Here is a 24448-nt window from a genome sequence, read left to right as displayed (position 1 = left end):
GGCACCGCTGATGTTTCTGCTCACGCGACAACAATAAAGATTCCGTCATGGCTCTACTACAAATCGCCGAACCCGGCCTGTCCGCAGCACCACACCAGCACCGTCTGGCAGTGGGCATTGATCTTGGCACCACCAACTCGCTGGTGGCCACGGTAAGAAGTGGCGCCACCACCGTACTGGCCGACGAGTTCGGCCGTAGCCTGCTGCCCTCGGTCGTACGCTATCAGGATGGCGGCCAGGTGACGGTGGGCTACGATGCCCAGCGCGAACAGAACCATGACCCGCACAACACCATCACCTCAGTAAAACGCTTCATGGGCCGTGGCCTGTCCGACATCAAGGACGCCGGCAGCCTGCCCTATCGTTTTGTCGATGCGCCCGGCATGGTGCAATTGCACACTACTGCTGGCGTAAAAAGCCCGGTGGAAGTGTCAGCCGACATCTTGCGTACCCTGGCCCAGCGTGCCGAAGCCACATTGGGTGGCGAGCTGACCGGTGCCGTGATTACCGTACCGGCGTATTTTGACGACGCCCAGCGCCAGGCCACCAAGGATGCAGCGCGCCTTGCCGGTCTCACCGTATTGCGCCTGCTGAACGAACCCACTGCCGCTGCCATTGCCTACGGTCTGGACAATGCTGCAGAAGGCACTTACGTGGTGTACGACCTGGGTGGCGGTACTTTTGACATCTCCATCCTCAAACTCACCCGTGGGGTATTTGAAGTGCTGTCCACCAGTGGCGACTCCGCCCTGGGTGGCGATGACTTCGACCACCGCGTGTATTGCTGGATTCTGGAACAAGCCGACCTGCACGGCCTGTCCGCCCAGGATACCCGCCTCTTGCTCACCCGTGCCCGTGAAGCGAAAGAGGCACTTACCGAACACAGTGACACTCGCATCACCGCCATCCTGTCCGATGGCAATGCGGTAGACCTGACGCTGAATCAGGACACCTTCCGCCAGATCACCAAAACCCTGGTCGATAAGACCCTGCTACCGGTGCGCAAGGCCCTGCGCGATGCCGACATCAGCGCCGGCGACGTCAAGGGCGTGGTGATGGTGGGCGGTGCCACCCGCATGCCGCACATCCAGAAAGCCGTGGCCGATTTCTTCGGCCAGCCGCCGCTGACCAATCTGGACCCGGACAAGGTGGTGGCCATCGGTGCCGCAATTCAAGCCAATGTACTGGCCGGCAACAAGGGTGAAGACGAATGGCTGCTGCTGGACGTGATTCCGCTGTCGCTGGGCATCGAAACCATGGGCGGCCTGACGGAAAAGATCATCCCGCGCAACAGCACCATTCCGGTGGCGCGTGCGCAGGAATTCACCACTTTCAAGGATGGCCAGACTGCCATGTCCATCCACGTGCTACAGGGTGAGCGCGAACTGGTGGCCGACTGCCGCAGCCTGGCGCAATTCGTGCTGCGCGGCATTCCACCCATGGTGGCCGGTGCTGCCCGCATCCGCATTACCTTCCAGGTGGACGCCGACGGCCTGCTGGCGGTATCTGCCCGTGAAATGACCAGCGGCGTGGAAGCCAGTATCGAGGTGAAACCCTCTTATGGCTTGTCCGACGACGCCATCAGCCAGATGCTGAGCGACTCGCTGGCCCATGTGCAGGACGACATCGAAGCGCGCAAACTGCGCGAAGCCATTGTCGATGCCGACAGCCTGCGCGATGCCACCCTGGCTGCGCTGCGCATCGATGGCGACCTGCTCACGGCAGATGAAACCAGCGCCATCCAGCAGGTGTTGCAGCAACTGGAACAGGCCACGGCCAGCCAGACCACCCTGCAGGTCAACCAGGCCACCCATCGCCTGAACAAGGCCACCGAAGACTTTGCCGCCCGCCGCATGGATCGCAACATCCAGCGCGCACTCAAAGGCCAGAAAATTTCCGAGCTATAAGGACCCTCCATGCCACGCCTGATTGTGCTGCCCCACGCCGACCTCTGCCCCGAAGGCGCAGTGATCGACAACGCCGAAACCGGCAAAAACATCTGCGAGGTGTTGCTGGAACACGATATCGAAATCGAACATGCCTGCGAGCTGTCCTGTGCCTGCACCACCTGCCACTGCATTGTGCGCGAAGGCTTTGATTCGCTGAACGAAGCGGACGAACTGGAAGAAGACATGCTGGACAAGGCCTGGGGGCTGGAATCCCAGTCGCGCCTGTCCTGCCAGGCGGTGATCGGTGACGAAGACCTGGTGGTGGAGATTCCGCGCTACACCATCAATCACGCGCGCGAACACCATTAATTGCGTCTCCCGGCAGCGCGGCCCTGCTCGCCCGTGCGACATGCACTGCCACCAGACAACATCCTTCATGCAGAGCACGCCGTAAAATCCCGCTGGCCGGGTTTTATGCGCGGCTCCGGGACTCAGGAGAACGAGATGAAATGGACCGACGTTAACGACATCGCCATCGGGCTGGTGGAAAGCCATCCCGACATCGACCCCAAAACCGTGCGTTTTGTCGACCTGCACAACTGGGTGATTGCCCTGCCAGACTTCGACGACGACCACAGCCGTGGCGGCGAGCGGGTGCTGGAAGCCATCCAGCAAGCCTGGATAGACGAAGCAGAATAAGCACAGATTCGCCCCAAGCAACGCCCTGCCCAGCAGGGCGTTTTGCATTGCGCAAACACCCGTCCTAGCCGATGCAGCTGGCTGGCTGCCCATGACAGCCTGCTATAAGATGATTCATCCCCTACCCTGCCGCCGCCTCATCGCGGTGACATCATGGAGCCTACCCCATGTTTACCCTGATCATCGGCAACAAGAATCTGTCTTCCTGGTCGCTGCGCCCCTGGCTGGTGCTGAAAATGCTGAACGAGCCTTTCGAGGAAAAGCATATCGACCTCACCAGCAGCGACTGCAAGGAACGCCTCCTCGCCTGCAACCCGGCCGGCAAGGTGCCCTTGCTGATCGACCAGCAGCTGCGCATCGGCGACAGCCTGGCCATCTGCGAGTACCTGGCCGAATGCTTCCCCGCTGCCGGCCTGTGGCCGGACGATGCCGCCACCCGTGCCATCGCCCGGGCCGTCGTGGCAGAAATGCACGCCGGCTTTACCGCCCTGCGCAGCGAGTTGCCGATGAATGTCTGTGGCGACTACCCAGCCAGCACGCCAGGTGCCGCCGCCCAGGCCGACATTGCCCGCATCAGCAGCCTGTGGGAAAGCCTGCGTCAGCAACATCAGGGCAGCGGCCCCTTCCTGTTTGGCCAGTTCAGCATTGCCGACGCTTTTTTCGCGCCGGTGGTATGGCGCTTTCACAGCTACCACGTGGCACTCAGCGACCTTGCTGCAGCCTACGCCACCCACATGCGCCAACTCCCCGCCATGCAGGAATGGCTGGCCGCAGCGCAACAGGAAGAACAGGCGTCCGCCTCCAGCAAATAAATACCGCAATCCTGATGGAACAACGCGCCATAACTCATTAAAATGGCGCGTTTTTTTATGCGTTATTGCGTCAAGAGGCTTACAGCATGACTACCCCGTTCATTATCGGCGTTGCCGGCGGCAGCGGCAGCGGCAAGACCACGGTAACCGCCAAGGTGCTGGAAACCATCGGTCCCGACATGGCGGCCGTCATCGTGCAGGACTATTACTACCGGGATCAGGCCCACCTGACCTTCGAACAGCGCCTCGCCACCAATTACGACCACCCGCACGCCTTCGACTGGCCCTTGCTGATCGAGCATATCGAAGAGCTGCTGGCCGGCCGGCCTATCGACATGCCGGTCTACGACTTCACCAACCACACTCGCGCAACAGAAACCATTACGGTAAAGCCCGCCCCGGTCATCGTCATCGAAGGGCTGTTTCCGCTGTACGATGCCGCCCTGCGCGACATGATGTCGCTGAAGATCTTCGTGGATACCGACCCGGACGTGCGCTTCATCCGCCGCCTGCAACGCGATATCCGTGAACGCGGCCGCAGTGCCGACCATGTGATCGAACACTATCTGGCCACCGTGCGCCCCATGCACAACCAGTTCATCGAGCCGACCAAACGCTTTGCCGATGTGATACTGCCCCATGGTGCCAACGACCCGGCGGTGGACATCATCACCACTAAGGTCGCCAGCCTGATCAGCCACTAAGGCGACTCAGCCTCCAGACGGGCTGCCACCACAGCCCGTCGCCATACTTCCCCCTCCGCCTGACTGCAACGCCCAGCCGACACCCCACGGACAAATGCGTCATTTCCGCGGCTACCGCAGACTGACGGCCAAGCACAGCGGGCCTTCCTCCCCTGCCACCACGCTTGCCTGCCGCCTCTTGACAGGAAAATAGCCTCGTCTTTCCGCTGACTTAGCACATCCCGTCACTCCCCCTGCCTCACCCACTGTCCACAAGCAGCTGCCACCCCTGCCGTGAAGGGCGACACGGTACATCCTTTAGGCCAGATGCCAGCAGAACAGACTTGCCGGAAAGTCCGCCCTGATCGTGTCGCAATAATGCCGCACTCAACCTGACCTAAAGACAGGTGTTTCCTGACTTCTGTGAAATAAATTTTCAAAAATGATGAATTTATTTACGTTTTTTGATAATTTTTTTCAAAACAATCATGAGGAGATGGCCATGGCGAAACAGGAAGGCTCAGCGCAGACGCTGAACCGGGCGACCAAGGGACTGGGTAGCAGCCCCGCATCCTGCACCCTGCAGCAGGTAGCGGAACAGGGCTGGAACATCCTGCGCGAGGATGTCAGCCTGCCGGTGGCATTGCTGCGCCAGAGTCGTATCGAACACAATCTGCAATGGATGCAGCAGTTCATGCAGCGCTACGGTGTAGAACTGGCCCCTCATGGCAAAACCACCATGAGCCCGGCGCTGTTCCACATGCAGCTGGCGCATGGGGCCTGGGGCATCACCCTGGCCACTGCTCCGCAAGTGCATGCGGCCTATCTGCACGGTATCCGCCGCTTCCTGCTGGCCAACCAGCTGGTAGGCAAGGCCAATATGGCCATCATCTCCCGCCTGCAACAGCAAGACCCCGACTTCAGCTTCTGCTGCATTGTCGACTCTGCCGCCAATATTGATGCACTGGGCCAGTTCTTTGCCCAGAGCGGGCAGACATTGCGCATCCTGCTGGAATACGGCGTGGAAGGCGGCCGTACCGGTGTGCGTTCGCCCCAGCAGGAAAATGAAGTGCTGGCGGCCATTGCGCGCTGGCCACAATCGCTCAGCCTGATCGGGGTGGAAATCTACGAGGGGGTATTGCAGCAGGAAGAAGACATCCGCGCTTTCCTGCGCAGCGTGGTGGCCCGTACTCGCGAGCACGCCGCGCGCGGGCTGTTCCGCGAAGAGAAAATCCTGCTCAGCGGTGCCGGCTCCGCCTGGTACGACGTGGTGGCCGATGAATTCTCCGGCCTCGAACTGGGCCAGCCATTGCAGGTGCTGCTGCGCCCCGGCTGCTATCTCACCCACGATGTCGGCATCTATCTGCATGCCGAACAGCGCATCCAGAGCAATAACCCGGTGGCCCGCGAAATGGGCCGCAGCCTGCAGCCGGCCCTGCAATTGTGGGCGTATGTGCAATCCATCCCGGAAAGTGGCCGCGCCATCATCGCCCTGGGCAAGCGCGATGCCGCTTTCGATGCCGGCCTGCCGCAGGTGTCACTGCATTTCCGTCCCGGCAGCAGCACGACACCGCAGCCGGCTCCGGCTGACTGGATCGTCAGCACCATGATGGACCAGCACGCCTTCATGCGTACTCCGGCCGATGCCGACCTGCAAGTGGGCGACATGCTGGCCTTCGAAATATCCCATCCCTGCCTCACCTTCGACAAATGGCGTCAGCTGCTGCTGGTGGACGATGCCCTCAATGTCACCGGCGCGGTGGAAACCCTGTTTTAGACCAGAAGCACCACCAAGACCGCCCCTGCAACGTACGGGGGCGGCACCCTCCCCCCTACTACAAGGAGAACCCACATGACCCCAGTTCTGGGCAGCCAGCTGTTGCTGTATGCCGCCATCGCCATTATCGCGCTGGTGGTACTGATCGCCCGTTATCGCATCAACCCCTTTATCGTCCTGACGGTGGTTTCCATCGGCCTGGCCCTGGCCGCACAGATGCCGGCCAAGGACATCATGGCCGCCTATGAAACCGGGGTGGGCAAAACACTGGGCCATATCGCGCTGGTGGTGGCATTGGGCACCATGCTGGGCAAGATGATGGCCGAATCCGGTGGTGCCGAGCGCATTGCCCTGACGCTGATCGACAAGTTCGGCGAGAAGAACGCCCACTGGGCCATGGTGTGCATCGCCTTTGTCTGTGGCCTGCCGCTGTTTTTCGAAGTGGGCTTCGTACTGCTGATTCCGATTGCCTTTACCGTGGCCAAGCGCGCTGGCGTGTCCATGCTGCTGGTCGGCCTGCCCATGGTGGCCGGCCTGTCGGTGGTGCATGGGCTGGTGCCGCCGCATCCGGCTGCCATGCTGGCCGTGAACGAATATGGCGCCCAGGTGGGCAAGACCGTGTTCTACGCCATTATTGTCGGCGTGCCCACCGCCATCATCGCCGGTCCGCTTTTTGCCAAATTCATCGCACCGCGTATTGATCTGCCGGCGGAAAACCCGATTGCCAGCCAGTTTACCGAGCGTGAAACCGGCAAACGCGATTTGCCTAGTTTCGGCATCACCATCGCCACCATCCTGCTGCCGGTATTCCTGATGCTGCTGGGTGGCTGGGCCAATGTGCTGACCGACAAGGGCAGCGCCATGAACGGTCTGCTGCTGTTCATCGGCAACTCGGTGATCGCCCTGTTGATCGCCACCCTGGTCAGCTTCTGGACGCTGGGCCTGGCCCGTGGTTTCAGCCGCGACAATATCCTCAAGTTCACCAATGAGTGCCTGGCCCCCACCGCCGCCATTACCTTGCTGGTAGGCGCTGGCGGCGGTCTTAACCGCATCCTGATCGAAACCGGCGTCACCAAGGAAATCATTGCCCTGTCGGCAGAATTCCAGCTGTCGCCCCTGCTGCTGGGCTGGCTGCTGGCGGTGCTGATGCGGGTGGCCACCGGTTCGGCCACCGTCGCCATGACCACGGCCGCCGGCATTGTCGCGCCCATTGCCCTGGCCAGTGGCTATCCGCACCCGGAATTGCTGGTGCTGGCCACCGGTGCCGGTTCGCTGATTCTGTCGCACGTCAACGATGGCGGTTTCTGGCTGGTCAAGGAATACTTCAACATGACCGTTATCCAGACCCTGAAAACCTGGACTGTTCTGGAAACCCTGATCTCCGTCGTCGCCTTCCTGCTGACCCTGGGCCTGGCCCAACTGCTGTAAGTGCACGACCGCACCGAAAGAAAGCCCTAGCGTGGACATCCTGTATCTGATTCGCAGTCGTCTGGACCAGCTCAGCCCGACCCAGCTGAAAGTCGCCGAAGCCATTCTGGACGACGTCCGTTTTGCCGCCTCTGCCGGCATCGAGCAACTGGCGGCCAAGGCCGGAGTCAGCCCGGCGGCGATGTCGCGCTTTGCCAAGGCAATGGACTGCGATGACATCCGCACCCTGCGCATGCGGCTGGCACAGGCAGCCACGGTAGGGCAGCGCTTTCTGGACGGCAGCCCCGCACCGGCAGAGCCGGCCAGCTTTTTCGGCAACATCGTCGGCGATATCGAAAAGACCCTGCGTCGCCACCTGGCCGGTTTTGACGAGCAGCAGTTCAGCGCGGCCGTCGACCTGATCTGCCAGGCCGATCGCCTGATTGCTTTTGGCATGGGCGGTGGCTCCACCGTGTTCTCCGACGAACTGCAATTCCGCCTGGTCAGGCTGGGCCATGTGCTGACGGCCTATCACGACCCGGTGCTGATGCGCATTACCGCTGCCACGCTGGGGCCGCATGATCTGCTGATCGTGCTGTCTACCACCGGCATCACACCCGAACTGCTGGCAGCAGTGGACATCGCCCGTGGTTACGGTACCCGTCTGCTGGCGCTGACCCGGCCGGACAGCCCGCTGGCGCGCCGGGCCGATGTGGTGCTGCCGGTATTCCTGGACGAAACCGACTTCATCTACAAACCCACGGCAGCCCGTTACGGCATGCTGCTGGCGGTAGACATCCTCGCCACCGAACTGGCGCTGCGCCAGCCGGAGCACAGCCAGGAGCTGCTGCGCCGCGTCAAGCTGGCACTGGACGACTATCGCCATGGCGAAGACCGCCTGCCGCTTGGAGACTGAACCATGCACACCTACGACACCCTGATCCGCCGCGTCACTATTGTCGACGGCAGTGGCGCTGCGGCCTATGTGGCCGATGTCGGCATCCGCCAGCAGCGCATTGCCCTGCTCGGCGATGCAGGCGCGGCAACGGCCGAGCACACCATTGATGGCCAGGGTCTGACGCTGGCCCCCGGCTTTATCGATGTCCACACCCACGACGACACCATGGTGATCCGCCAGCCACAGATGCTGCCCAAGCTCAGCCAGGGTGTCACCACGGTGATTGTCGGCAATTGCGGTATCAGTGCCTCCCCAGTCAGCCTGCAAGGCGAACCGCCAGACCCGATGAACCTGCTGGGGCCAAAAGACGCCTTCCGCTACCCGCGCTTTGCCGACTACCGCACAGCCGTGGAACAGGCCGAACCGGCTGTCAATGTGGCCGCACTAGTGGGGCATACCGCATTGCGCAGCAATCATCTGGACCGGCTGGATCGTACTGCCACGCCCACTGAAATCAGCGCCATGCGCGCGCAACTGGCCGACAGCCTGCGCCATGGTGCGCTGGGCTTGAGCAGCGGACTGGCCTATGCCTCGGCCTTCAGTGCCGACAGCAGCGAAGTGGAACAACTGGCGGCCGAACTGAACAGCTGCGGCGGGATATACACCACGCATCTGCGCAGCGAATTCGAACCGGTGCTGGAAGCCATGGACGAAGCCTGGCGCGTGGGCCGTCATGCCAACAGCCCGGTCATCGTGTCGCACATGAAATGTGCCGGCAAAGGCAACTGGGGTCGTAGCCAACAGTTGCTGGCTTCGCTGGAACAGGCTGCCAGCCGGCAGCAGGTAGGCTGCGACTGCTACCCCTATTCGGCCAGCTCATCCACGCTCGACCTGAAACAGGTCACCGGAGATTTTGAAATCTTCATTACCTGGTCCACCCCGCACCCCGACATGGCCGGCCAGACGCTGCAGGCCATTGCCGAGCAATGGCAGCTGCCCCTGATGGATGCCGCCCGCAAGCTGCAACCTGCCGGCGCGGTGTACCACGGCATGGACCCGGCGGATGTGGAAAACATCCTGCGCCATCCGCTGACCATGGTCGGTTCGGACGGCCTGCCGGAAGACCCGCTGCCCCATCCACGGCTGTGGGGTGCTTTTCCCCGCGTACTGGGCTACTACTGCCGCGAACGCCAGCTGTTCAGCCTGGAAACCGCCGTGCACAAGATGACTGGCCTGTCCGCCAGCCGTTTTGCCCTGGATGAGCGCGGCCTGGTCCGCCCCGGCTACTGGGCCGATCTGGTGCTGTTCGACGCCGCCACCATTCATGACACCGCCAGCTTCCATGCCCCCATCCAGGCCGCAGCCGGCATTGCCGCGGTCTGGGTCAATGGCGTGCTCAGCTGGCAGGACAAGGCGGCCACCGGCGCACGTGCCGGCCGCTTTCTGCCGCGTACCCGCGACATCCGCAGCAGCTTTCCCGCCTTTACCCCTCTGACTTCTGACAAGGAAACCCGCTCATGAGCGATTTGAAACGATTTGGCATTGCCGGTGGTACCGGCGGCCAGCAAATGCCGTTTGCCCGTGCCGTACAGGCTGCCGATGGCTGGCTGTATGTCTCCGGCCAGACGCCGCTGGTCAATGGTGAAGTCATCGAAGGTGGCATCGTCACCCAGTCGCACCAGTGCATTCAAAACGTGATGGCCATTCTGGAAGAAGCCGGCTACGGCCCGGAACACGTGGTGCGCTGCGGCGTATGGCTGGACGACACCCGCGACTTTGCCTCGTTCAACCGCGTCTTCCTGCAATATTTTGGCGATCACCCCCCTGCCCGCGCCTGCGTGCAGTCCAGCATGGTGATCGACTGCAAGGTTGAAGTGGACTGCATCGCCTACAAAAAGCCCTAGCACCCTAACACCCTGGCCCCTCCCACGAGGGGCACTCCCCCCAAGTAGAAAGACCCAACCATGCATATAGCCTGCCTTGGTGAGGGCATGATCGAACTGAGCGGTCAGCCCCTGCAGCGCCGTTTTGGCGGAGACACGCTGAATACCGCCATCTACCTGGCCCGGCTGCTGGCCGCCAGCCCGCACGATGTCCGCTATCTGAGCGGCATGGGCAAGGACAACCTGAGTCGCCAGTTGCTGGCCGACTGGCAGGCAGAAGGCGTGGATGTCAGCCACATTGTCATCCAGCCCGGGAAACTGCCGGGTTTGTACATGGTGGAAACCGATGCCCAGGGCGAGCGCAGCTTTCTCTACTGGCGTAGCGATAGCGCCGCGCGGCATTACTTTGCCTCCGGCATCGATTTTGCCAGCCTGCTCAACCCCGCCCATCTGCATGCGCTATACCTTTCCGGCATCTCACTGGCCCTGTTCAACGAAGCCGAACGGCAACGGCTACTGGACGCGTTGCAGGTATTCAAACAGGCGGGCGGCAAGATTTGGTTTGACAACAACTTCCGTCCGTCGCTGTGGACTGCAGCTCAAGCCCGCGCCGGCCATGAAGCCATCCTGGCACTGGCCGATGTCGGCTTGCTGACGCTGGATGATGAAAGAGCCCTGTACGGCGATGAAGATGCCGAAGCCGTTGCCAGCCGCACACTGGCGCTGGGCTGTGCCGAAGTGGTGATCAAGCGCGGCGGCGAGCCCTGCCTGCTGGCCGGGGCAGGGCTACGCGAAGAAGTGTTCGCCACCGCCGTGCCCCGCGTTGTGGACACCACCGCCGCTGGCGACTCCTTTGCCGCAGGTTATCTGGCCAGCCGTACCCTGGGCTACAGCCCGTCGCAAGCCGCTGCCTATGCCCACCGGCTGTCGGCTGCGGTGATTGCCCATGCTGGGGCCATTATTCCGCCCACTGCAATGCCGCTACGCTAGCCACCCGTTTGCCTCTACCGGCCCGGATCACTTCATGGCGCTTGGCTGAAGTGAGCCGGGCTATTCTTTATGACGGGGAAAACAGATAAAGAAAATTCTTAATAAATTAAGAGAATTATCTGATGATCATGTTTATTGAAAATGAATAGTCTGCTCCCTGACTTCAGTATCAGCCAAGCAAGCCTGATCGACATCCTCGCCCTGCTAATGGAACACCGCCATGCACAAAACAATATTATTTCTTGCAGCCTTGCTGCTGGCCGCTTTCTGGCTTGGACCAATCCAAGCCCGCTGCGCACCATGGACAATCAGCTCCTCACCCGCAAACGGGGCCCTGTTCATGATTACGGATACCAAAAGCGGTATCGCCAGCAACCAACCCAACTTCACCGCCATCAGCGGCTGGTCCAGTAGCCGCCTGGTCTCCCCCCTAGGCATGTGTGATCTATACGGTGCATATTGGATTCAGGACGGGACAACATCCCCGCTGGGGCTGACCGCAAGCGGGATGAGTAGCGCAGTGGGAAACTATAACGAAAGCGGCGTCAACTATCCGGTTTACCCCAGCTCGGTACCGGGCATCGGTTTCATCATCAAACACAGCATCGTCAACCCGGCCAGCGCCACCGTTCCCGGCGGCAGTACCATCAGCTTCACACCGACACCCAGCCAGATGAGTTTCAATAGCTATATTGCCGGCAAGCTGATCAAAACCGGTGATATCGGCAATGTGAATGTCTCTGTCATTAGTCTGTCAGTCGCCTATACCCTAACCTATACCGGTCGTTTCCCTGCGGAGATCAGCACAGCCAGTAGCGGTGGCACAGGCACTGCCAGCGGTAACTACACCATCCAGAACGTCAGTTGCAGCGTCAACACCAGCTCCCTGCAAATCGCACTCGCGGGCGTCGCGCCGACAGACCTGCCCAGCCTCAACAGTACTGCCAAGCCGACGCCATTCAATCTGGGGCTGACTTGTCCAAGCAGCACCAGCATGGCGATTTACATGACGCTGACTGACAACAGCAATCCCGGCAATACCGGTAATCTGCTGAGTCTTAGCCCAGGCTCCAGTGCCAGCGGGGTCAACTTGCAGATTTTGCGCAATAGCGGCACCCCCACCCTGGTCAACTTTGGCCCGGACTCCAGCGTGGCGGGCAACCTCAACCAGTTGCTGATGGCAACCGGGGCCACCGGCAGCCAGTCCTTTCCCTTTCTGGTCCGTTACATCCGCACCGGTACGCTGACCGGCGGCTCCGTCAACGGCCTAGCCACCTTCACCATGAGCTATCAATAACAGGAGCTGCCGCTTGCAGTAAGCTGCATGCCGTAGTTGAAAATCAAAGAGGCCCTTATGGGCCTCTTGTACTGATACGGTTCAACTTGCCGGGGCTAACACTCAGCGCCGCTTCCACCACCAGCTGGTATCCGGCCTGGCATTACCCGGCGGCAACTCGGTATTGTTTATCGGCGTAGTCTGCCAGCCATTTTCGGCCAGCAGCCGCAGGGCATCGGCATGGCTACGCAGGAACAGTTCCTTGAAGCTGCCATCGCGCTCGGCCATTTTCAGGCCCTGCAGCACACGTCTGGCCAATGGCTTGTTTTCCTTGCTCACCCAGAAATAGACAGGAAAAGGGAAATAGACCGCCTTGCTTTTCTCCAGCGTCAGCCCTGGGTAGCGCGGCAGCTGTTCCTTCATTTCGCTGCCCACCTCGTTCAGCCCACGCGGAAAAGCATCGAAACGCCCGGCGGCCAGCATCTCGAACAGGCTTTCATAACCAATGGATGGCTGCACTTCGTAACCGTTGTTTTTCATGATGAGGTAATCAGCCCACTGGCTGTTGAGGCCCAGGCGGACGCCGGCACGGAATTGCTGTGGGGTCATGCCCTTGAAGATGGGCAGATCGTCCTTGCGCACAAAAAACACCCGGTAGCCAATGATGCCCTTGAGGATATCCATGCGTACCGGCTGCAGCAGCTGTTCCCGCTGCGCATTGGGCGCAAAGGCAAGCACGTCCACCTTCCCCGTACTCAGCAGCTGTTCCGCCCGCCATTGCGTTACCTTGTCATTCAGCGGCACCAACTCGTAGTGGTGGTGATCGACTTTTTCCACATGGTCCAGCGCCAGTTTGAGCAAGGCCCAGCGATAGGTATAGATGCTGCCACTGGGGTAATAACGAATGACGTTATCTGCCGCCTGGGCCGGTACGGCACCCAGCAGGCAGATTAGCGCCAGCAGCCGCTTACACCATGGGTGCTGGCAAGAGAGAAGCTTGGAAAGTCTGGATAATGGCATGTGTCCCGTCCTGTGCTGCCTTAGCTTACGCAGACAATATGAAAGTTCATTGATGTCTGCATAAGGGGCAGTCTGTCTCCCCAGCATACTGCAGCACAGGGGAATGACAAGTTTGATAAAGCGACGGAACTATGCGTAAAAGAGCGGGGGCGTAAAAGAGCCTAAGGATGATAAGACGCGGCCAGGACAGGATGCGCAGCCCGATGCCGCGGATCCCCTGCGCTCAGTGCTGCTCTGCGGGAAAGGACATTTTCTGTACCGCCAGGCAGGCCGCCGGGCGCAGCTCTGCGGCTTCCCCCTGCTCCACGGCCTGGGCCAGGCGCTGGCGCATGGCCGGCGCCCAGAAGCGCTGCAGATGGCTGGCTATTTCCGCCGCGGCTTCTTCCTCGCTGCAGTCAGCGCTGAAAAAATCGCTGATCTGATTGGCCATCTTCACCAGTTGTAGCGGGTTCATTGCACGCTCTCCCCACGACCCTGCCGCAGCAGTTCCTGTTGCTGACGGCTGAAGTGGCGGTAGCGCTGCTGCCATTCCGACGGCTGGTTGACCTTGATAATTTCCACGGCCGTGACCTTGTATTCCGGGCAGTTGGTCGCCCAGTCGGAATTATCGGTGGTGATGACATTGGCCCCGGATTCCGGGAAATGGAAGGTGGTGTACACCACCCCGGCGGCCACCCGTTCGCTTACCTTGGCGCGCAGCACGGTCTGGCCGGCACGGCTGGCCACGCCCACCCAGTCGCCATCGACAATGCCACGATTTTCCGCATCTGCCGGGTGAATCTCCAGCCGGTCTTCCTCGTGCCAGGCCACGCTTTCAGCATTAACATCAGCACAGCGATAGCCTACGTGGTAGTGAAAATTCTAATTAGTTCCTAGGGAAATTCCCATATGAAAAATCGTAAATCTATACTATTTTAAGTAATAACTGTTGCTGCTTTTAGACAACACGTAACTTTCCTGATACTCAATCAGAAAAAAATTAATCTAGACTGCGAAATTCTTAGAAATTATATGAAATCACAAAATAGAAAGGCGAAAATGAAATATATTAGACACACTCTTAACACACGAATAATCTACAATATAATATTCGCCATTATATTCATCACCACTTTCGGCATCAGCACTGCGCATGCCGACAATTCGAGCTACCCTAATTGTACCGGTGGCGGCACGCTCAACATAACATTGAATCTACCGGCCACGATCAATATTGCAACGCTACCTGCCAATACCCCCACGATCACACCGGTTACAGACTGGTTCAGTGTGAGCGCACTATCATATACTGGCTGCAAAGCAATATCAGGAAATAACATTAACTATCAGGCCACTCTTGCTGGAGGCGGCAGTACGAATCCAAGCTATAACGACAACGGCATGTCATATGACATCTACCCCTTTGTCAGCGGGATTGGGATAATCATGTCAGTACAAAATATAGAATCAGGAACCGGCCCAGTACCATTACGAAATGGATATACCAGAGTCAACTTACCCATAACAAATAACGGTAATTTTAATACCATATATCGCGCCCGACTCATCCGATACAACTTAACTACAAATAGTGGTGAAATTAATATCCCTCAGACATATCTGATCAATGGAGCAGATTGGATGTATAGTTACAACTCAACAACCGGTGCATTCTCACACGTCCAGAGATTATATACATCACCAACAACAATAAAGATACAGACCACCAGCTGCACTCTGAACACCAGCAATATTAATGTTCAACTCCCCAATATGCTGCCATCCCAATTCCCCAGTACTGGCACAACAAATGGTACTACACCATTCAACATATCGATCAACTGCCCCAGCCCCGTCAATACATATATGACAATAACGGACAACAGTGCACCTACTTCAACATCGGATATTATTTCTGCGACAAATGACTCTAGCGCCCAAGGCCTAGGTATTCAAATCAGGAAAAATGGCCTACCGATTTCACTCGGACCCGACAGCAGCATGGCAGGAAATACAAATCAATTCCTGATAGGGAATAATATGTCAGGTAATCAGATTATTCCGATGACTGCCAATTACATTCGGACATCAGACATTAATGTTGGAACAATCAGGGCCATTGCCACCTTCACCATGTCCTACCAGTGAAAAACAGTGTTGCATCAGGTGATGATATTCAATGTCTTGGGGATGTTCATGACAGCCTCTGCCGTCATGCCCCCTGAGATGTGTCATCTGCCCATTTGTCCATTGCTACTCATCCACTGGAAAGGATAATTTCTGTACCGCCAGGCAGGCCGCCGGACGCAGCTCTCCGGCTTCCCCCTGCTCCACGGCCTGCGCCAGGCGCTGGCGCATGGCTGGCGCCCAGAAGCGCTGCAGATGGCTGGCGATTTCCGCTGCGGCTTCTTCCTCACTGCAATCGGCGCTGAAAAAATCGCTGATCTGATTGGCCATCTTCACCAGTTGTAGCGGGTTCATTGCACGCTCTCCCCACGCCCCTGCCGCAGCAGTTCCTGTTGCTGACGGCTGAAGTGGCGGTAGCGCTGCTGCCATTCCGACGGCTGGTTGACCTTGATGATTTCCACTGCCGTCACCTTGTATTCCGGGCAGTTGGTCGCCCAGTCTGAATTATCCGTCGTGATGACATTGGCCCCGGACTCCGGGAAATGGAAGGTGGTGTACACCACCCCGGCGGCCACCCGCTCGCTTACCTTGGCGCGCAGCACGGTCTGGCCGGCACGGCTGGCCACACCCACCCAGTCGCCATCGACAATGCCACGATTTTCCGCATCTGCCGGGTGAATCTCCAGCCGGTCTTCCTCGTGCCAGGCCACGTTGTCGGTGCGGCGGGTCTGCGCGCCGACATTGTACTGGCTGAGAATGCGCCCGGTGGTGAGCAGCAGCGGGAAGCGGCCGTTGACGCGCTCTTCGGTGGGGACATAGCGGGTAATCATGAAGCGGCCCTTGCCGCGCACGAATTCGCCGATATGCATGGTGACCGTGCCGTCCGGCGCTGCCGCATTGCACGGCCATTGCAGGCTGCCGTGGCGCTCCAGCGCGGTATAGCTGACACCACTGAAGGTGGGCGTCAGGCGGGCGATTTCGTCCATGATTTGCGACGGATGAGTGTAGTCCATGGCATAACCCAGTGACTGGGCCAGCGCCACGGTGACTTCCCAGTCGGCCTTGCCGCCCAGCGAGTCCATCACCTTGCGCACGCGCGAGATGCGGCGTTCGGCATTGGTGAAGGTGCCGTCCTTTTCCAGGAAGGAGCTGCCCGGCAAAAACACATGGGCGAACTTGGCGGTTTCGTTAAGGAAAATATCCTGTACCACCACGCACTCCATGGCGGACAAGGCGGCGGTGACATGCTGGGTGTTGGGGTCGCTCTGCGCGATGTCCTCCCCCTGGCAGTACAGCGCCTTGAAGCTACCATCCAGCGCGGCCTCAAACATATTGGGAATGCGCAGGCCGGGCTCGTTGTGCAGCGACACGCCCCAGGCCTGTTCAAACTGGGCGCGCACCACGTCGTCCGACACATGGCGGTAGCCGGGGAATTCGTGCGGGAAGCTGCCCATATCGCAGGAGCCCTGCACATTGTTCTGGCCACGCAGCGGATTCACCCCCACACCTTCGCGGCCAATATTACCGGTAGCCATGGCCAGATTGGCAATCGCCATCACGGCGGTGCTGCCCTGGCTGTGTTCGGTGACGCCCAGGCCGTAATAGATGGCGGCATTGCCGGCGCTGGCATACAGACGGGCAGCGGCGCGGATGTCGTCTGCCGCCACGCCGCACACGTCGGCCATTGCCTCTGGTGCGTGTTCCGGCTGGGCGACAAAGTGCCGCCAGTGGCCAAAGGCTTCGCTATCGCAGCGGGCGGCGACAAAGTCTTCGTCCAGCAGCCCTTCGGTGATGATGACATGGGCCAGCGCATTGAGCATGGCCACATTGGTGCCGGGGCGCAGCGCCAGATGATGGGCGGCGCGGGCATGGATGGCGTCCACCAGGTCGATGCGGCGCGGGTCGATGACAATCAGCTGCGCGCCCTGACGCAGGCGGCGCTTGAGCTGAGAAGCAAACACCGGGTGAGCGTCGCTGGGGTTGGCCCCGATCACCAGCACCACATCGGCCTGCATCACCGAGTCGAAGCTCTGGGTACCGGCCGATTCACCCAGCGTCTGCTTCAGGCCATAGCCGGTGGGCGAATGGCAGACGCGGGCGCAGGTATCAACATTGTTGTTGCCAAAGGCGGCGCGCACCAGTTTTTGCACCAGATAGGTTTCTTCATTGGTGCAGCGGCTGGAGGTGATGCCACCCACCGCATCGCGGCCATATTTTTGCTGGATGCGGCGGAATTCGCTGGCGGCATGGTTCAGCGCCACTTCCCAGCTGACTTCCTGCCACGGCTCGTCGATGCTGCGGCGTATCATCGGCTTGGTGATGCGGTCCGGGTGGGTGGCATAGCCCCAGGCAAAACGGCCCTTGACGCAGGAATGGCCGTGATTGGCCTGGCCGTTCTTGTCCGGCACCATGCGCAGCAGCTGGTTGCCCTTGAGTTCGGCACGGAAGGAGCAGCCCACGCCGCAATAGGCACAGGTAGTGATGACGCTGCGTTCCGGCTGGCCCCACTGGATGACGCTCTTTTCCATCAGCGTGGCGGTGGGGCAGGCTTGTACGCAGGCCCCGCAGGACACACATTCCGAACCGAGAAAATCCGTCCCACCCGCCGGGCTGACGCGGGATTCAAAACCGCGGCCGGCAATGGTCAGCGCAAAAGTGCCCTGGGTTTCTTCACAGGCGCGCACGCAGCGGTTGCAGACGATGCACTTGGACGGGTCGTAATCAAAATAAGGGTTGGAAACGTCTTTCTGCTCCTGCAGATGGTTGGCCCCGTCCATACCGTAGCGCACTTCACGCAGGCCCACCTGCCCGGCCACGGTTTGCAGTTCGCAATTGCCATTGGCACTGCAGGTGAGGCAATCCAGCGGATGATCTGAGATATACAGCTCCATCACGCCCCGGCGCAGCTTGGCCAGCTTTTCACTCTGGGTGCGCACCACCATGCCGGGCGTGACCGGGGTGGTACAGGAGGCCGGATAGCCGCGATGGCCGTCGATTTCCACCATGCACATGCGACAGGAGCCGAATGGCTCCAGGCTGTCGGTGGCGCACAGCTTGGGAATGGCGGTATCCAGCAGCGCTGCCGCGTGCATCACCGAGCTGCCGGCTGGCACGCTGATGTTCTGACCGTCGATGGTGAGGGTGATGCTGGCCTCGCCGGGGCGTGCCGGCGTACCCATGTCCTTGTTGCAGGATGCACCTGCTCCGCATTGGCAGCTCATCGTGCTTTCTCCTGAGATTCCAGCCCAAAGTCGGCCGGGAAATGACGCATGGCACTTTGTACCGGGAAGGGGGTCATGCCGCCCAGCGCGCACAAGGAGCCGTATTGCATGGTGTCGCACAAATCATCCAGCAGTGCGCGCTGACGCTGGCGCTCGGCCGCATCTGGCGCGGCCAGCAGGCGCTCGATGACTTCCACCCCACGGGTGGAGCCGATACGGCAGGGCGTGCATTTGCCGCAGGACTCCTCGGCGCAGAACTGCATGGCAAAACGCGCCATCTGCCCCAGGTGCAGGCTGTCATCACACAGCACCGCACCACCATGACCCAGCATGGCACCGATGGCGGCCAGTGCTTCGTAATCCAGCGGGGTATCAAACTGCGAAGGTGGAATCCACGCGCCCAGCGGGCCGCCCAGCTGCACCGCTTTTACCTGCTTGCCGCTGGCGGTACCGCCGCCGTAATCAAACACCAGCTCGCGCAAGGTCAAACCAAATGCGCGCTCCACCAGCCCGCCACGCCGTACATTGCCGGCCAATTGGAAAGCCATGGTGCCCAGTGAGCGGCCCATGCCGAAATTGCGATACCAGGCGGCACCGCGTGACAGGATCAGCGGCACCGAGGCCAGCGACAGCACGTTGTGCACCAGCGTGGGCTGGCCGAACAAGCCGTGCAAGGCAGGTAGTGGCGGCTTGGCGCGCACCGTGCCACGACGGCCTTCCACCGATTCCAGCAGCGAGGTTTCCTCGCCGCAGATATAGGCCCCGGCACCTTCGCGCACTTCGATATCAAAATCATGGCCGCCGTGGGCGACATCCTCACCCAGATAGCCATGGGCGCGAGCAATATCTATGGCCTGACGCAGAACGGCAATGGCCGGCGCGTATTCGGAGCGCACATAGATATAGCCACGGCTAGCCCCCACCGCCAGCCCGGCAATGGTCATGCCTTCGATCAGCAGGAAGGGGTCGCCCTCCATCAGCATGCGGTCGGCAAAGCTGCCGGAATCACCCTCGTCGGCATTGCACACCACGTATTTTTGTTCGGCCTGGGCCTGACGCACGGTGCGCCACTTGATGCCGGCCGGGAAAGCCGCACCGCCACGGCCACGCAGGCCGGATTCCAGCACCTCGGCCACGATTTCGTCATGGCTCAGCCGCGCAGCGTGTTGCAGCCCCTGATAGCCGCCATGGGCCAGGTAGTGCTCCAGCGACAGCGGGCTGGTGATGCCGGCACGGGCAAACAGCAGGCGCTGCTGGCTTTTCAGATAGGGCAGCTGTTCCACCAGCCCCACCGACAGCAGATGTTCGCCATTGGCCGCCAAGTCCGCATCCAGCAGGCTGGCCACCTGCTCCGGGCTGACTTCGCGATAGCCGGCGCGGCCTTGCGGGGTGTCTACTTCCAGCAGAGGCTCCAGCCAGAACAGACCGCGCGAGCTGGTGCGGATGATGTTGATGTCGAGCTTGCGCCGCGCCGCTTCAGCGGCGAACTCGGCGGCGACGGCATCTGCGCCCACGGCGCAGGCCACCGAATCCATCGGGATATACAGGGTCAGCATTGCCCCTCCTTGCTACAGGATGCCAGCAGCGCGCTGAGTTTTTCCGGGGTGACGCGCGCATGCAGCTGGCCATCCAGCTGCAAGGCTGGCGCACAGGCACAGGCACCCAGGCAATAGACCGGGCGCAACTCAAGCTGGCCATCGGCAGTGTGGCCGTGGTCGTCCACGCCCAGTTGCGCGCGCAGCTGGGCCGCCAGCGCTTCCGAGCCCATGCTCTGGCAGGCCTCGGCACGGCACAGGCGCAGGCTGTGTGCCGCCGGCGGAGTGGTACGGAAATCGTGATAGAAGCTGATGACGCCTCGCACCTCGGCCTGACTCTGGTTCAGCGTGCGGGCGATGGCCGGCACGGCGTCGTCCGACACATGGCCGATGGCATCCTGTATGGCGTGCAGCAGCGGCAGCAGGGCACCGGGCAGATCCCGGTATTGCTGCAGCAGCTGGCTGAGAATCTCTTGTTCTTGGGTAGTCATGCTGTAGGGTCCTGCGCGTGAGCCTTGCTTGCGAACATGCTGTTTGACTGCCAGACGGCAAGATTGCGCCGTCCGGCAGCACACTGCAATGCCCAATTGGCGTTAAACGCCAGCCGGGCAGCTACTCCTTAATGGTGAGGCCAGGCTCAGGCGGCGCTGAGCAATTGCAGATGCGGATCGATGACGAATTTCTTCGGTGCACCGCCATCAAAAGCCGCGTAGCCCTGCGGGGCCTGATCCAGCGTGATCAGCTCCACACCCACCACTTCGGCGATATTGATGCGATCCCACAGAATGGCCTGCATCAGCGCACGGTTGTACTTCATCACCGGGGTCTGGCCGGTAAAGAAAGTATGCGACTTGGCCCAGCCCAGACCCAGCCGCACCGACAGGCTGCCACGGCGGGCAGCTTCGTCTTTCGCACCCGGATCATCGGTGACATAGAGGCCGGGAATACCGATGCGGCCGGCTTCACGGGTGACTTCCATCAGCGAATTGAGCACGGTGGCCGGGGCCTCGTGCTGCGAACCGGCATGGCCATGGCCACGCGCTTCGAAACCGACAGCATCGATGGCACAGTCAACTTCCGGCACCCCGAGAATGGCGGCAATCTGCTCGGCCAGCGTGGCGTCCTGCGACAGGTCGGCCGTTTCAAAGCCCACCGCCCGCGCATGCACCAGCCGCGCCGGGTTCACATCCCCCACAATCACCACCGCCGCACCCAGCAAACGGGCGGAAGCCGCCGCCGCCAGCCCCACCGGACCGGCTCCGGCCACATACACCGTGCTGCCGGGGCCGACACCCGCCGACACCGCACCGTGATAACCGGTAGGCAGAATGTCGGACAAGCAGGTGAGATCGCGAATCTTGGCCATGGCCTGATCGCGGTCGGGGAATTTCAGCAGATTGAAGTCGGCATACGGCACCATCACGTACTCGGCCTGGCCTCCCACCCAGCCGCCCATGTCGACATAGCCATAAGCACCACCGGCGCGGGACGGGTTTACCGACAGGCACACGCCGGTATTCTGCTCCTTGCAGCAGCGGCAGCGACCGCAAGCCACGTTGAACGGCACCGACACGATGTCGCCCTTGTGCAGGGTTTCCACATCGCTGCCCAGTTCGATCACCTCGCCGGTGATTTCATGGCCCAGCACCAGGCCGGAAGGCGCGGTGGTACGGCCGCGCACCATATGCTGGTCCGAACCGCAGATATTGGTGCTCAGCACTTTCAGAATCACCCCGTGGCCCAGTTTGCGCCCCAGGGGTGATACCAGTTCCGGAAAGGGGATGTGCTGCACTTCCACCTGGCCAGGCCCTACATAAACGACTCCGCGGTTTCCCGTCATTGTTGTCTCCTCACTGCTACCACATCGGAGCGCACCCCGCTCCGGGGGAGGTATTGGCAACAGCGGCCAGCACCCACCCTACGGTAAAGGCGCACACGCGGCAGGACTTGAACAAATACGACAGCTTTGCAATGGATAACGTCTGATTGCTTCCGCCGCCAGTACGGCAAAAAACCTGTGTAATCATGGGGTTTTATGCACAGAACCGGCAGCAGCCGAATGCCGCAATGCACAAGACCCCGACTGATGTCGGGACACGCCTGAACGCGGGACTTGCTAAGGTCAAATTGCTCAGACAGGCAGGTGCTTCATACCTCACCTCGGCCATCGCAATACGTTTATCTCGCAGTAACGACCAAACCATTTAAACATCTGGCATCCGCTCACGCGGATGATGATTGACATGCCGCTTCCGCGCGGCAGACGGGAAAGGGATCTTTGCTTGGCCAAAGATCCCTTTCATCCCTAAAAGCCACCCAGCAAGCATGGCCTGCGGCTGCCCGCCAGGACCCGTCCGGTGCGAGGCGCGCCTGAATGTAACGCGGCGCGCATTTTGGCACCAGTTCGCGCTAGTTTTGGCACCGCAGCCTAACACCAAGCCGCACCGGATTTGCACTTTAATTGTCACTAGCCCCGCCTTAATGCGGGGCTTTGACTTTGGGGCTAGAACAGGCTCCCCAGCTCCTCCGGTTCCCAGTTCGTAATCACCAGCTCCCAACTGGTTTCCGGTCCGCCATGAGTGTTGGCAGTGCTGTACTTGATGTCTACCCCCTCCATTCAGAAGCCAGCAAAGGTTGCTCTAACACCCTCCAGGCCGCTGCCTCTCCACTGCTCTATCTATGGCTTCGGTAACGGCCCTCCCTCGTCCGGCTCAATGCTGCGATCGCAGTGCCCCGGATCGACCCTATCCAGCAGTCGGCATAGCAGGCAGTAGCGCCAGATGCCGCGCTTGGCTCCTTTGCCCGCCCGTGAGCTAATGGTCTCGTCCTCACTACCTCCAATAGCGGCATTCAGCGTCTGGTCAGCCCCGACAAACACTCGCACCGCACGACGGTTACCGGCGAGCAGTTGCAGTAGCGACATGGCCAAAGCCAGAGCCACCGCCAGCAGCGAGGCAAGCCATAGACCAAGCAGGATCAAGCGGTGGGCCATTGCACTGCCTCCATCTGCGCCACTGCATCCTTGGCGCTCAAATCGATAGCCAACAGTGCATCCTCCATCGCCTGGCGCTGACCGATGATTTGGCCACTGGCGCGCGCGTAAGCATTTGCCTTGGCGTGCACCCGCATGGCCAGATCCCCCACGCTCAGGCCGCGCGCGGTGGCGATAGCCGACAGTAGCGGCGTGGGTGCATCGGGATTAGCCGCCAGCGCGTCGGCTTCCTTAGTCTGCTGACTCCAGCTTTGCACCTCTCCTTCAGGGTAGTTGGCAGACAAGGTGGCCAAAAGTTTGGCCGCATGGGCGTTGATTTCACCAAGGTGGCTAGTGTGCAGGTTGATCAAACGCTGGCCTATGCGACCGGGTAATGCGGCATTCAACTCGTCATCGGTCGCGTAATGGTCGAAAACCACCTCGCCGTCCTGAGCCTGATAATCCAGATCAACAGCTCGCATGGATTGGCCGTCGTTGCTGTAGCAGTAACTCATTAGATGCTGTCCTCCCAACCGAGGCATTGGATGTACCCACCGGAGCCATATGATGCCCAGTAGATATTCAAGGATTCGAGAGCAAACTCGACCGTCACTCGCACAGCTGTATACGGACCGCCCGCTACGTTGTTATCAAGAGGTGGCGCGGTTTGTGAGCCAGATGCACCATATGCGACGTTTGGACCGCATATAACCGGCTGGTTACCAGTGACGCTACCGCCAGAGACCTGAATACGAGATGCAGTAGTCGGCACAAAGTTAGCTGTGGCGATGCCTACATAGGTTGGAGTTGAGACGCTACCGGCAGTACCGCTCGCCATCAGCGGTAATGCAGCTACGTTAGTGCCCAAGGCAACGACATATTGTGAGCGTCGATCAATCTGCAGCGTGTACATCAGGATCTTGTTCGCATCCGTGCGTACCGAACCTGTCCGTGCAAACATCGTGTACCCAGCCGGCAGTGTTGGGGCAGAAAGAGACAACGAGTAGAGCTTGGCCGTAGTAGCAATCGTCGGGTTGTAGATGACAAACTCGTAGTACCAGGTACTCGCCGCCAGCACACCAGTATCGAGTCCGTTGGCACCGACCGTGCCGATGTTGCCGGTCACGCTGACATTGAGCAGCGTCTTGTAGCTGGCCCCGTCCGTCACCGTCACCGCATCTGCTGATGTCGTGCGGTTGTTGAGGGTATAGGCCGTAAGCGCAACCCCTGCAGCTGACGCTGTCGCGTTGGCCGAGAGTGTCAGCGTGGTTCCATTGATCG

Annotated in this window: 24 protein-coding genes and 1 pseudogene; 14 read left to right on the top strand and 11 right to left on the bottom strand. The window is 60.3% G+C overall.

The window, feature by feature from the left end; translation table 11 throughout:
- The first annotated feature begins 47 nt into the window (after positions 1 to 47).
- The 13 genes from hscA to DBR44_RS04640 all read left to right on the top strand — a co-directional run bounded on the left by hscA (position 48) and on the right by DBR44_RS04640 (position 12335).
- Entirely contained in the window at positions 48 to 1907 is a 1860-nt protein-coding gene (hscA, locus tag DBR44_RS04695) for a Fe-S protein assembly chaperone HscA (protein ID WP_124642516.1), read from the top strand.
- 9 nt (positions 1908 to 1916) lie between these two features.
- The gene (gene fdx / locus DBR44_RS04690) at positions 1917 to 2258 is read left to right on the top strand and encodes an ISC system 2Fe-2S type ferredoxin (RefSeq protein WP_103524977.1); all 342 of its coding nucleotides are present in this window, start codon (positions 1917 to 1919) and stop codon (positions 2256 to 2258) included.
- Positions 2259 to 2393: 135 nt separating this feature from the next.
- Positions 2394 to 2588: a Fe-S cluster assembly protein IscX gene (gene iscX, locus DBR44_RS04685; RefSeq protein WP_124642514.1), complete on the top strand. Its 195-nt coding sequence runs from the start codon at positions 2394 to 2396 to the stop codon at positions 2586 to 2588.
- A 167-nt stretch (positions 2589 to 2755) separates the two neighbouring features.
- The gene (locus tag DBR44_RS04680) at positions 2756 to 3400 is read left to right on the top strand and encodes a glutathione S-transferase family protein (protein WP_124642512.1); all 645 of its coding nucleotides are present in this window, start codon (positions 2756 to 2758) and stop codon (positions 3398 to 3400) included.
- Positions 3401 to 3486: 86 nt separating this feature from the next.
- Positions 3487 to 4104 (top strand): uridine kinase, encoded by a 618-nt coding sequence (gene udk / locus DBR44_RS04675; RefSeq protein ID WP_124642510.1) that lies wholly within the window; start codon positions 3487 to 3489, stop codon positions 4102 to 4104.
- A 481-nt stretch (positions 4105 to 4585) separates the two neighbouring features.
- Positions 4586 to 5860, top strand: coding sequence for an amino acid deaminase (locus tag DBR44_RS04670; RefSeq protein ID WP_124642508.1), 1275 nt, complete (start codon positions 4586 to 4588; stop codon positions 5858 to 5860).
- A gap of 75 nt (positions 5861 to 5935) precedes the next feature.
- Positions 5936 to 7288 carry a gluconate:H+ symporter gene (locus tag DBR44_RS04665; protein ID WP_124642506.1) on the top strand — a complete coding sequence of 451 codons (1353 nt, stop codon included), beginning with the start codon at positions 5936 to 5938 and terminating at the stop codon, positions 7286 to 7288.
- A gap of 31 nt (positions 7289 to 7319) precedes the next feature.
- Positions 7320 to 8183: a MurR/RpiR family transcriptional regulator gene (locus DBR44_RS04660; protein ID WP_124642504.1), complete on the top strand. Its 864-nt coding sequence runs from the start codon at positions 7320 to 7322 to the stop codon at positions 8181 to 8183.
- Positions 8184 to 8186: 3 nt separating this feature from the next.
- Entirely contained in the window at positions 8187 to 9686 is a 1500-nt protein-coding gene (locus tag DBR44_RS04655) for an amidohydrolase family protein (protein ID WP_124642502.1), read from the top strand.
- Positions 9683 to 10069, top strand: coding sequence for a RidA family protein (locus DBR44_RS04650; protein ID WP_199730974.1), 387 nt, complete (start codon positions 9683 to 9685; stop codon positions 10067 to 10069). Before DBR44_RS04655 ends, DBR44_RS04650 begins: the two co-directional genes overlap by 4 nt.
- A gap of 60 nt (positions 10070 to 10129) precedes the next feature.
- Entirely contained in the window at positions 10130 to 11038 is a 909-nt protein-coding gene (locus DBR44_RS04645; RefSeq protein ID WP_199730973.1) for a sugar kinase, read from the top strand.
- Positions 11039 to 11179: 141 nt separating this feature from the next.
- Positions 11180 to 11452: a hypothetical protein gene (locus DBR44_RS19465; RefSeq protein ID WP_158613557.1), complete on the top strand. Its 273-nt coding sequence runs from the start codon at positions 11180 to 11182 to the stop codon at positions 11450 to 11452.
- A 106-nt stretch (positions 11453 to 11558) separates the two neighbouring features.
- Positions 11559 to 12335 (top strand): fimbrial protein, encoded by a 777-nt coding sequence (locus tag DBR44_RS04640; protein WP_158613556.1) that lies wholly within the window; start codon positions 11559 to 11561, stop codon positions 12333 to 12335.
- 102 nt (positions 12336 to 12437) lie between these two features.
- Here the strand turns inward: DBR44_RS04640 and DBR44_RS04635 are convergent, their stop codons facing one another.
- From DBR44_RS04635 to DBR44_RS04625, 3 genes and pseudogenes are all read right to left on the bottom strand, one after another.
- Complete coding sequence (locus tag DBR44_RS04635; RefSeq protein ID WP_124642498.1) at positions 12438 to 13334, bottom strand: ABC transporter substrate-binding protein; 897 nt, start codon at positions 13332 to 13334, stop codon at positions 12438 to 12440.
- Positions 13335 to 13557: 223 nt separating this feature from the next.
- Positions 13558 to 13788, bottom strand: a complete 231-nt coding sequence (locus DBR44_RS04630; RefSeq protein ID WP_124642496.1) for a formate dehydrogenase subunit delta — start codon at positions 13786 to 13788, stop codon at positions 13558 to 13560.
- Positions 13785 to 14177: pseudogene (locus tag DBR44_RS04625) on the bottom strand (molybdopterin dinucleotide binding domain-containing protein); the annotation flags it as partial. The pseudogene DBR44_RS04625 and the gene DBR44_RS04630, both read right to left, overlap by 4 nt.
- A gap of 168 nt (positions 14178 to 14345) precedes the next feature.
- Between DBR44_RS04625 and DBR44_RS04620 the strand changes: the two are divergent.
- Positions 14346 to 15461, top strand: a complete 1116-nt coding sequence (locus tag DBR44_RS04620) for a fimbrial protein (protein ID WP_124642494.1) — start codon at positions 14346 to 14348, stop codon at positions 15459 to 15461.
- A gap of 105 nt (positions 15462 to 15566) precedes the next feature.
- Here the strand turns inward: DBR44_RS04620 and DBR44_RS04615 are convergent, their stop codons facing one another.
- The 8 genes from DBR44_RS04615 to DBR44_RS04580 all read right to left on the bottom strand — a co-directional run bounded on the left by DBR44_RS04615 (position 15567) and on the right by DBR44_RS04580 (position 24341).
- Positions 15567 to 15794 (bottom strand): formate dehydrogenase subunit delta, encoded by a 228-nt coding sequence (locus DBR44_RS04615; protein WP_124642492.1) that lies wholly within the window; start codon positions 15792 to 15794, stop codon positions 15567 to 15569.
- A complete protein-coding gene (fdhF, locus tag DBR44_RS04610; protein ID WP_124642490.1) occupies positions 15791 to 18661 on the bottom strand; it encodes a formate dehydrogenase subunit alpha in 2871 nt (956 codons plus the stop codon). The genes DBR44_RS04615 and fdhF overlap by 4 nt, the downstream gene beginning before the upstream one ends.
- Positions 18658 to 20217 carry an NADH-quinone oxidoreductase subunit NuoF gene (locus DBR44_RS04605; protein WP_124642488.1) on the bottom strand — a complete coding sequence of 520 codons (1560 nt, stop codon included), beginning with the start codon at positions 20215 to 20217 and terminating at the stop codon, positions 18658 to 18660. Before DBR44_RS04605 ends, fdhF begins: the two co-directional genes overlap by 4 nt.
- Positions 20211 to 20687, bottom strand: a complete 477-nt coding sequence (locus DBR44_RS04600; RefSeq protein ID WP_124642486.1) for a formate dehydrogenase subunit gamma — start codon at positions 20685 to 20687, stop codon at positions 20211 to 20213. Before DBR44_RS04600 ends, DBR44_RS04605 begins: the two co-directional genes overlap by 7 nt.
- A 146-nt stretch (positions 20688 to 20833) precedes the next feature.
- The gene (gene fdhA, locus DBR44_RS04595) at positions 20834 to 22036 is read right to left on the bottom strand and encodes a formaldehyde dehydrogenase, glutathione-independent (RefSeq protein ID WP_124642484.1); all 1203 of its coding nucleotides are present in this window, start codon (positions 22034 to 22036) and stop codon (positions 20834 to 20836) included.
- Between the two features lie 837 nt (positions 22037 to 22873).
- Positions 22874 to 23188 (bottom strand): hypothetical protein, encoded by a 315-nt coding sequence (locus tag DBR44_RS04590; protein WP_199730972.1) that lies wholly within the window; start codon positions 23186 to 23188, stop codon positions 22874 to 22876.
- On the bottom strand, positions 23173 to 23682 hold the full coding sequence (locus DBR44_RS19595) for a hypothetical protein (RefSeq protein ID WP_199730971.1): 510 nt from the start codon (positions 23680 to 23682) through the stop codon (positions 23173 to 23175). Before DBR44_RS19595 ends, DBR44_RS04590 begins: the two co-directional genes overlap by 16 nt.
- Positions 23682 to 24341, bottom strand: coding sequence for a hypothetical protein (locus tag DBR44_RS04580; protein WP_124642482.1), 660 nt, complete (start codon positions 24339 to 24341; stop codon positions 23682 to 23684). Before DBR44_RS04580 ends, DBR44_RS19595 begins: the two co-directional genes overlap by 1 nt.
- Positions 24342 to 24448 lie beyond the last annotated feature (107 nt).

The organism is Aquitalea sp. FJL05 (genome assembly GCF_003852595.1).
Taxonomy (GTDB): Bacteria; Pseudomonadota; Gammaproteobacteria; order Burkholderiales; family Chromobacteriaceae; genus Aquitalea; species Aquitalea aquatilis.
Note: the sequence above shows the minus strand (reverse complement) of the source record. Positions and strands in the feature narration are given on the sequence as shown.